The sequence below is a fragment of the Pacificibacter sp. genome, from assembly GCF_039769035.1.
Classification (GTDB): domain Bacteria; phylum Pseudomonadota; class Alphaproteobacteria; order Rhodobacterales; family Rhodobacteraceae; genus Celeribacter.
In genome coordinates this window covers 1-6,520 of the sequence record NZ_JBDMZG010000218.1, presented here as the reverse complement: position 1 = coordinate 6,520, position 6,520 = coordinate 1, and the positions used below count along the sequence as shown (strand labels likewise).

At 55.9% G+C, this 6,520-nt stretch carries 6 protein-coding genes; 5 read left to right on the top strand and 1 reads right to left on the bottom strand.

Translation table 11 applies throughout. From position 1 onward, the window contains the following. Positions 1–404 precede the first annotated feature (404 nt). Positions 405–1,082, bottom strand: a complete 678-nt coding sequence (locus ABF287_RS17110; RefSeq protein WP_108387650.1) for an IclR family transcriptional regulator — start codon at positions 1,080–1,082, stop codon at positions 405–407. Positions 1,083–1,175: 93 nt separating this feature from the next. On the opposite strand from ABF287_RS17110, the gene ABF287_RS17105 reads away from it, so the two are divergent. From ABF287_RS17105 to ABF287_RS17085, 5 genes are all read left to right on the top strand, one after another. Continuing rightward, complete coding sequence (locus ABF287_RS17105; protein ID WP_347186206.1) at positions 1,176–2,366, top strand: CaiB/BaiF CoA-transferase family protein; 1,191 nt, start codon at positions 1,176–1,178, stop codon at positions 2,364–2,366. Further along, on the top strand, positions 2,363–3,196 hold the full coding sequence (locus tag ABF287_RS17100; protein WP_108387652.1) for a citryl-CoA lyase: 834 nt from the start codon (positions 2,363–2,365) through the stop codon (positions 3,194–3,196). The genes ABF287_RS17105 and ABF287_RS17100 overlap by 4 nt, the downstream gene beginning before the upstream one ends. Positions 3,197–3,296: 100 nt before the next feature. Next, positions 3,297–4,235, top strand: a complete 939-nt coding sequence (locus ABF287_RS17095) for a tripartite tricarboxylate transporter substrate-binding protein (RefSeq protein WP_347186207.1) — start codon at positions 3,297–3,299, stop codon at positions 4,233–4,235. A gap of 80 nt (positions 4,236–4,315) precedes the next feature. Next, positions 4,316–4,810, top strand: a complete 495-nt coding sequence (locus ABF287_RS17090; protein ID WP_347186205.1) for a tripartite tricarboxylate transporter TctB family protein — start codon at positions 4,316–4,318, stop codon at positions 4,808–4,810. Position 4,811: 1 nt separating this feature from the next. Then, a complete protein-coding gene (locus ABF287_RS17085) occupies positions 4,812–6,302 on the top strand; it encodes a tripartite tricarboxylate transporter permease (protein WP_347186204.1) in 1,491 nt (496 codons plus the stop codon). Positions 6,303–6,520 lie beyond the last annotated feature (218 nt).

Sequence of the window (6,520 nt, the reverse complement as noted above, 5' to 3'; positions counted from 1 at the left end):
GGCATGATTGAGCGTGGTGATGTAGACATTCGCCCGATGGTAGCAAGAGAAATTTCTTTGTCTGACGCCAGCAATGAGCTGCGAGCCATGAATGGACCGACATCTCCAGATACCGCTGTTATCACAGACTTACATAGCGAAGTTTAAGACGGCCCATTACGGACATTCGTACGCAGCGCAGCGAACGGCAGCAAAGAGCCCATTTTGCATATTTTCTATGTTGCTGCGAATGGCCGGTATCGGGAAACTAATAACTGGTCGCAGAGATGAACGCCCAAAGAAATTTTCCTTCGACGTCACTCAGCATGTCCCAAAGTTCGGTTATCGCTGCTATGGCATCCCCGCGTTCGTGAACAAAGATTGCGAATTGTACACCTGCTACCGCATCCCGATCCATCAACGGGTCAAGAAAGGCTCTGTCCTAATGATTGCGCGGTGGATACCACCGCCGCTTGTGCCCGAGCAAGCGCGTAGGTATCCAGTCGGTCTTGAGGCCCGGAGACCGAAACCGCTCCGTAAAACTGCCCTGTTGCATCGATTACGGGTGCTGCAACCGCTGCAATATGCGGATTGCGCTCGCCTTGAGAAATGCAACTTCCATCCTTTTCAAGGCGGGCTTTCGCCGCGCTATCACCAAGAACGAAGGCTGCCAAAACATGCCCTGCTGCACCCGATTGCATTGTCAAACGCGCCCCTTCTTCAAGATGATGACGCACGGGATCTGGCGAATTTTCGCGGTAAAGGCACAAACGCTCATCCTGATCAGGAACATAGAACGAAGCCGTCTCACCGGTGTCTCTGACAAGCTGGCGCAAAGCAGGACGAACAGATTCGCCAAGTTCAAAGGATCTGCGATACAGCGCACCAAGCCGCCACAATGCTGGTCCAAGTCGAAAACGCCGGTTCGGATCGCGTTTCAAGTATCCGTATCGCTCCAGTGATGCAGCCAGGCGACTGACGTTGCTCTTATAGAGCCCTGTTTCTGCAGCTATCTCTGTCAGTGTTAGCGATTTCTGCTCTTTCGAAAACGCCTCCAAAATTGATAGTGCCTTTTCGACCGACTCGACGCGATATTCTTTCATTAGTTCTACTCTGCGCAATTCATTTTTATTATAGTTGCGTTTAATAGGACTGTTTGTCTACCAAAAAGGCCTTGATAGAATTCATGGGGCCCAATGAAACCACTTGCCAACATCCGCGTACTCGATCTGACTAATGTGCTAGCAGGTCCGTTTTGCTGCCATCAACTGGCGCATCTCGGTGCTGAGGTGATTAAGGTCGAGGCAGCAGGAAGAGGCGATCTTGCACGCCAGCTTGGCGCTGATCCCGACCTGAATGCCAAGGGCATGGGCGTGTCGTTTCTTGCGCAAAACGCAGGCAAGAAATCTTTCACCGTCAATCTTAAGCACCCCGAAGGCAAAGCTCTGTTTTTACGCCTTGTTGAAAGCGCTGATATCGTTGTCGAAAATTTCCGCCCAGGGGTCATGAACCGTCTGGGCGTTGGATACGAAACCTTAAAGGCGGTGAACCCCACATTGATCTACTGCGCCATTTCCGGTTTCGGACAGGATGGGCCTTGGGTGGACCGTCCAGCATACGACCAAATCATCCAAGGCGCATCGGGGGTGATGTCAATCACGGGCGATACCGATAGTGCGCCGCTTCGCGTGGGCTACCCGGTGGCTGATACGGTTGGCGGCATCACGGCGGCATTTGCCATCACGTCAGCACTCAATAGCAGTCCGCGCGGCGCTTTCATCGATGTGTCCATGCTGGAGTCCGTGCTGGCGACCATGGGCTGGGCGGTCTCGAACTATCTAATCGCGGGCGTTGAACCCACTGCTAATGGCAACGAAAACATGACTTCAGCTCCGTCTGGCACGTTCAATGCCATGGGCGGCCCCATCAATATTGCGGCCAACAAGGACGAGCAGTGGGTTTTGCTGACCAATCATTTGGGTTTGGCCAGTTTGCAGGACCTACCCGAATACGCCACCCGCGAAGATCGCAAGCGCAACCGGTTGGCATTAAGGGCAGAGCTTGAGGCGGTCTTGAAAACCCGTCCAGCACAAGATTGGGCGCAGGAATTGAACACCGTTGGCGTCCCGTGCGGTGTGGTTCTCAGCGTTCCAGAAGTCTTGCAAACGCCGCAGGTTGCGGATCGCGGTTTCCTGCACGCATTCAAAAATGTGCCGGGGGTCGGGCGCGACATTCAGGTGGTCACGACGGGGATCAAGATCGACGGCATCACGCCAACAGTAAAAACGCCGCCCCCTCTTTTGGGGCAACACAACGCGGCCATATGCGCCGAACTGGGCCTGTCTCAGGCAGAGCTTGATAGGTTAACAAAGGATGGTGCGATATGAGCAGTTCTGGCAACGATGTGTCTGATTGGTGGACAACCGACATCATCGACATGGCACCGGGGGAAATCCGGCTGCGCGGCTACCCAATAGAAGACCTCATCGGGCAGATCACCTTCCCCCAGATGATCTGGCTGATGACCCGCGGCGCCCTTCCGACGCCCGATCAGTCCCGATTGTTGGAATGTGCCTTGGTTGCCGCCGTGGATCACGGGCCGCAAGCCCCTTCAATCGCAGCTGCGCGGATGGCCGTGACATGTGGGCTGGGCCTGAATGGTGCAATGGCGTCGGCTGTGAACATGCTTGACGATATCCATGGCGGGGCCGGTGAACAGGCCGTCGCGCTTTTTACCTGGATCGATGATGCTGTTCAGGCTGGGCAGTCGTTGCAAGACGTCGTGCCAGCCATGATCGACCGTTGGCAGGCCGAGCAGGGAAAATTCATTCCGGGCTTCGGGCACCGCTTTCACAAACCCGAAGACCCACGTGCGCCCCGCCTTTTGCAAATGGTGGATGACGCGGCTGCAAACGGTACGGTGTCCGGGCGATTTGCGGCCATTGCGCGCGCGATGCAGCACACGCTGAATACGCGGAAAGGCAAGCCGGTTCCGATGAATATCGATGGCGCAACTGCCGTGATCTATGCAGAGCTTGGTTTTGCCGGACCACTGGCGCGCGGATTGTTTTGCCTTTCCCGGTCCGTGGGCATCATGTCTCACGCTTGGGAGCAGATGAACCAAGGTGGCAGGAACAAGGGACCAACCCCACCTGAATACCGTTGGACTTATGGGGGCCTCAATCCGATTGGGCACCCAAAGCGGGCGCTGGAATAGCCCCGAAAGACGATCACAGCATCAACATTTTGGAGGAGTAAACATGCTGAAATTCACAAACACACGCCGGGGGGTCTTCGGACTTTTGGCGGCATCAACAATGGCGATGGGCCTTGGCACACTTGCATTTGCAGATGGTCATCAGATTCTGGATGACATCCACTTTCTGATCCCCGGCGGGGCCGGTGGCGGCTGGGATGGCACTGCGCGTGGCGTTGGCGAAGCGTTGACAGAATCCGGCCTGATCGGATCCGCGTCTTTCGAAAACATGTCCGGCGGCGGTGGCGGCAAAGCTATCGGTTACCTGCTCGAAAACGCAGACAGCCTAGAGGGCACGTTGATGGTGAACTCGACGCCCATCGTGATCCGTTCGCTTACAGGTGTGTTCCCCCATAACTTCCGTGACCTGACATTGGTTGCGGGCACCATCGGTGACTACGCAGCGATTGTTGTTCCAGCGGGCAGCGACATTTCCACGATGGATGATTTCCTTGCGGTTTATGACGCAGATCCTGCTGGCACGCCGATTGGTGGTGGATCGGTTCCTGGTGGCATGGACCACCTTGTGGCCGCGATGGTGATGGAGGCCTCTGGCCGCGATGCCCTTGGCGTCAACTACATCCCCTACGATGCCGGTGGTACAGCTATGGCGGCTTTGCTGTCTGGTGAAATCAAGGCGCTGTCGACTGGCTTCTCCGAAGCAGTTGATCTGGCCAACCAAGGCGAAGTCAAGATCATCGGGATTACCGCAGATGCCCGCGTTGATGCGGCCCCTGAGGCGATGACCATGATGGAACAGGGCATCGACACCACCTTCGTCAACTGGCGCGGCTTCTTCGGCGCACCTCGCATGTCGGACGAAAAGCTGGTCCAGTATCAGGCCGCGATTGCCGCGATGTATGACACCGAAGAATGGGAAGCCGTGCGGGCGCGCAACGGTTGGGTCAACATCCACAACCCCGGCGATGATTTCCGCGTCTTCCTTGAGGAGCAGGAAACCGTCATTGGCGATCTGATGACAAAGCTGGGCTTCCTCTAGGACCCTAGCGTCAATCCTAAACACAACGCGGAGCGTTCAATCGCTCCGCCACTTTTTCAGACATATCGGGGGATGGGCTGATGGCCTTGGATCGTTGGATCGCACTTATTCTTTTGGGCATCTGTATCGTCTACGGATACACCGCGTGGTTCACGATGGATGCCGGCCTCGCGCCGTTCATGCGTCGAAACCCTGTCTGGCCAAGCAGTTTCCCTAAAGTACTGTCCGTTCTGGGCATCGCCGCCTCGTTCATCATTCTGATTGGACTTGAGAAGGGCGAAGAAAAGATCGGCGAGATCGACCACCGCCGTCTGGATGACTATTTCTACGGACAAGCGCTCTTGCTGTTGGCCCTCATGGTGGTCTACGCTCTATGCTTGCGCCCCGTTGGATTCCTAATTTCAACCTCCGGATTCCTAATAATCGGATCACTAATTTTGGGAGAGCGAAAGTGGCATATCATGCTGCCGGTCGCCATCTCAGCGACGTTCGCTGTTTGGTATCTCGTTCAAGAGGTCTTGAGCATCTACATGCGCCCACTACCGACGTTCATCACAAATTTGACTGGAGGCTGATATGCTTGAAGGTATTCTAATCGGCCTGCAAACGGCCCTGTCTCTTCAAAACCTGTTATTGGTCGTTGGCGGTTGCTTGATCGGCACGTTCATCGGCATGTTGCCGGGCTTAGGGCCAATGTCGATTATCGCTATCATGATCCCGATTGCCGTTTCCATGGGCGATCCGTCGGCTGCATTGATCCTGCTTGCCGGTGTGTATTACGGGGCGATCTTTGGCGGCTCGACATCGTCGATCCTGCTGAACGCGCCTGGCGTGGCCGGTACGGTGGCGTCGTCCTTTGATGGCTATCCGATGTCGCAACAAGGCATGGCCGGCAAGGCGCTGACCATCGCGGCCATTGCCAGTTTCGCGGGCGGCACGATCGGGGCAATCTTGCTAATGATCTTCGCGCCGATGCTGTCATCGGTCGCTCTGTTGTTCCATTCGGCAGAATATTTCGCGCTGATGATCGTTGGCCTGTCCGCAATTGCCGCGTTCTCAGGACCGGGGCAAGTGACCAAGGCGCTTTTGATGACTGTCCTTGGCCTGATGATGGCGACAGTGGGCGAAGGAGCCCTTTTCAACTTGCCCCGCTTCACCATGGGCATCATGGATCTCCAGTCGGGCTTTGGGTTTATCACGCTGGCCATGGCGATGTTCGCGTTGCCAGAGGCGGTATTTCTTGTGCTTAAGCCCAAGAACCTTGGCGATGATGGCGGCGAGATTAAGGATCTGCGCATCAGCCGCGCTGAAGCCCGTGCCATCGCACCGGTGATCGGCCGACAATCCATACAAGGGTTCTTTATCGGCGTATTGCCCGGCGCGGGAGCAACAATCGCATCCTTCCTTGGCTATGCCGTCGAACGCAACATCGCCCCGAAGCACGAACAAGCGGAATTTGGCAAAGGTTCGATCAAGGGCCTTGCCGCGCCCGAGACGGCCAACAACGCCGCCTGCACGGGGTCCTTTGTGCCGCTTCTGACCCTCGGAATTCCGGGATCGGGCACAACGGCCATTTTGCTTGGCGCGCTGATCGCGCTCAACGTCACGCCCGGCCCCCGCCTGATGATTGACGAACCACAGATTTTCTGGGCAGTCATCATGTCGATGTTTATCGGCAACCTTGTGCTGTTGATCCTGAACCTACCGTTGATCCCTTACATTGCCAAATTGCTTGCCATTCCGCGTAATTACCTGATCCCGTTCATTCTGTTCTTTACCTTGATGGGGGCCTACATCGGCCAGAACAACGCGACGGAATTGCTAATGTTGGTCGGCTTCGGCATCTGCGGCATTGCGTTGAAATTCACCAACTATCCGCTGCCACCTCTTTTGATCGGGTTCATCTTGGGCGGTATGATGGAAGACAATTTCTCCCGCTCGATGCAGCTCTATGGTGGAATGTCGTTCATCTGGGAACGACCGATGACACTAGGCCTGTTGGTTTTGGCGCTGGTGCTGGTGCTGCTTCCGATCCTGCAATCCACTCGGGCGCACAGGAACGCTTAGGGCACCAGGACACAACGTCAGAATTGTTTGACCGTTCTTCGCCGGCGCAGTACCTGTCTCAATCGCCGCAACGATGGGAGCGCCTCAGGTGCTGCAAATCGAGGCGCCGAGCACGTAGATGGGTGCTGTCAGACGAATGAGAACTCGCATCAGATTGCTGGTGCAGCCTGAACCTATGCGCTCAATAATTGGCGCCACTCAGTAAGAGCAGCGCTTCG

Excerpts from the sequence above, each read along its gene's own strand:
- ABF287_RS17090 (WP_347186205.1), top strand. The coding sequence starts at position 4,316 with ATGGCCTTGGATCGTTGGATCGCACTTATTCTTTTGGGCATCTGTATC.
- ABF287_RS17100 (WP_108387652.1), top strand. The coding sequence starts at position 2,363 with ATGAGCAGTTCTGGCAACGATGTGTCTGATTGGTGGACAACCGACATC.
- ABF287_RS17095 (WP_347186207.1), top strand. The coding sequence starts at position 3,297 with ATGGCGATGGGCCTTGGCACACTTGCATTTGCAGATGGTCATCAGATT.
- ABF287_RS17085 (WP_347186204.1), top strand. The coding sequence starts at position 4,812 with ATGCTTGAAGGTATTCTAATCGGCCTGCAAACGGCCCTGTCTCTTCAA.
- ABF287_RS17105 (WP_347186206.1), top strand. The coding sequence starts at position 1,176 with ATGAAACCACTTGCCAACATCCGCGTACTCGATCTGACTAATGTGCTA.
- ABF287_RS17110 (WP_108387650.1), bottom strand. The coding sequence starts at position 1,082 with ATGAAAGAATATCGCGTCGAGTCGGTCGAAAAGGCACTATCAATTTTG.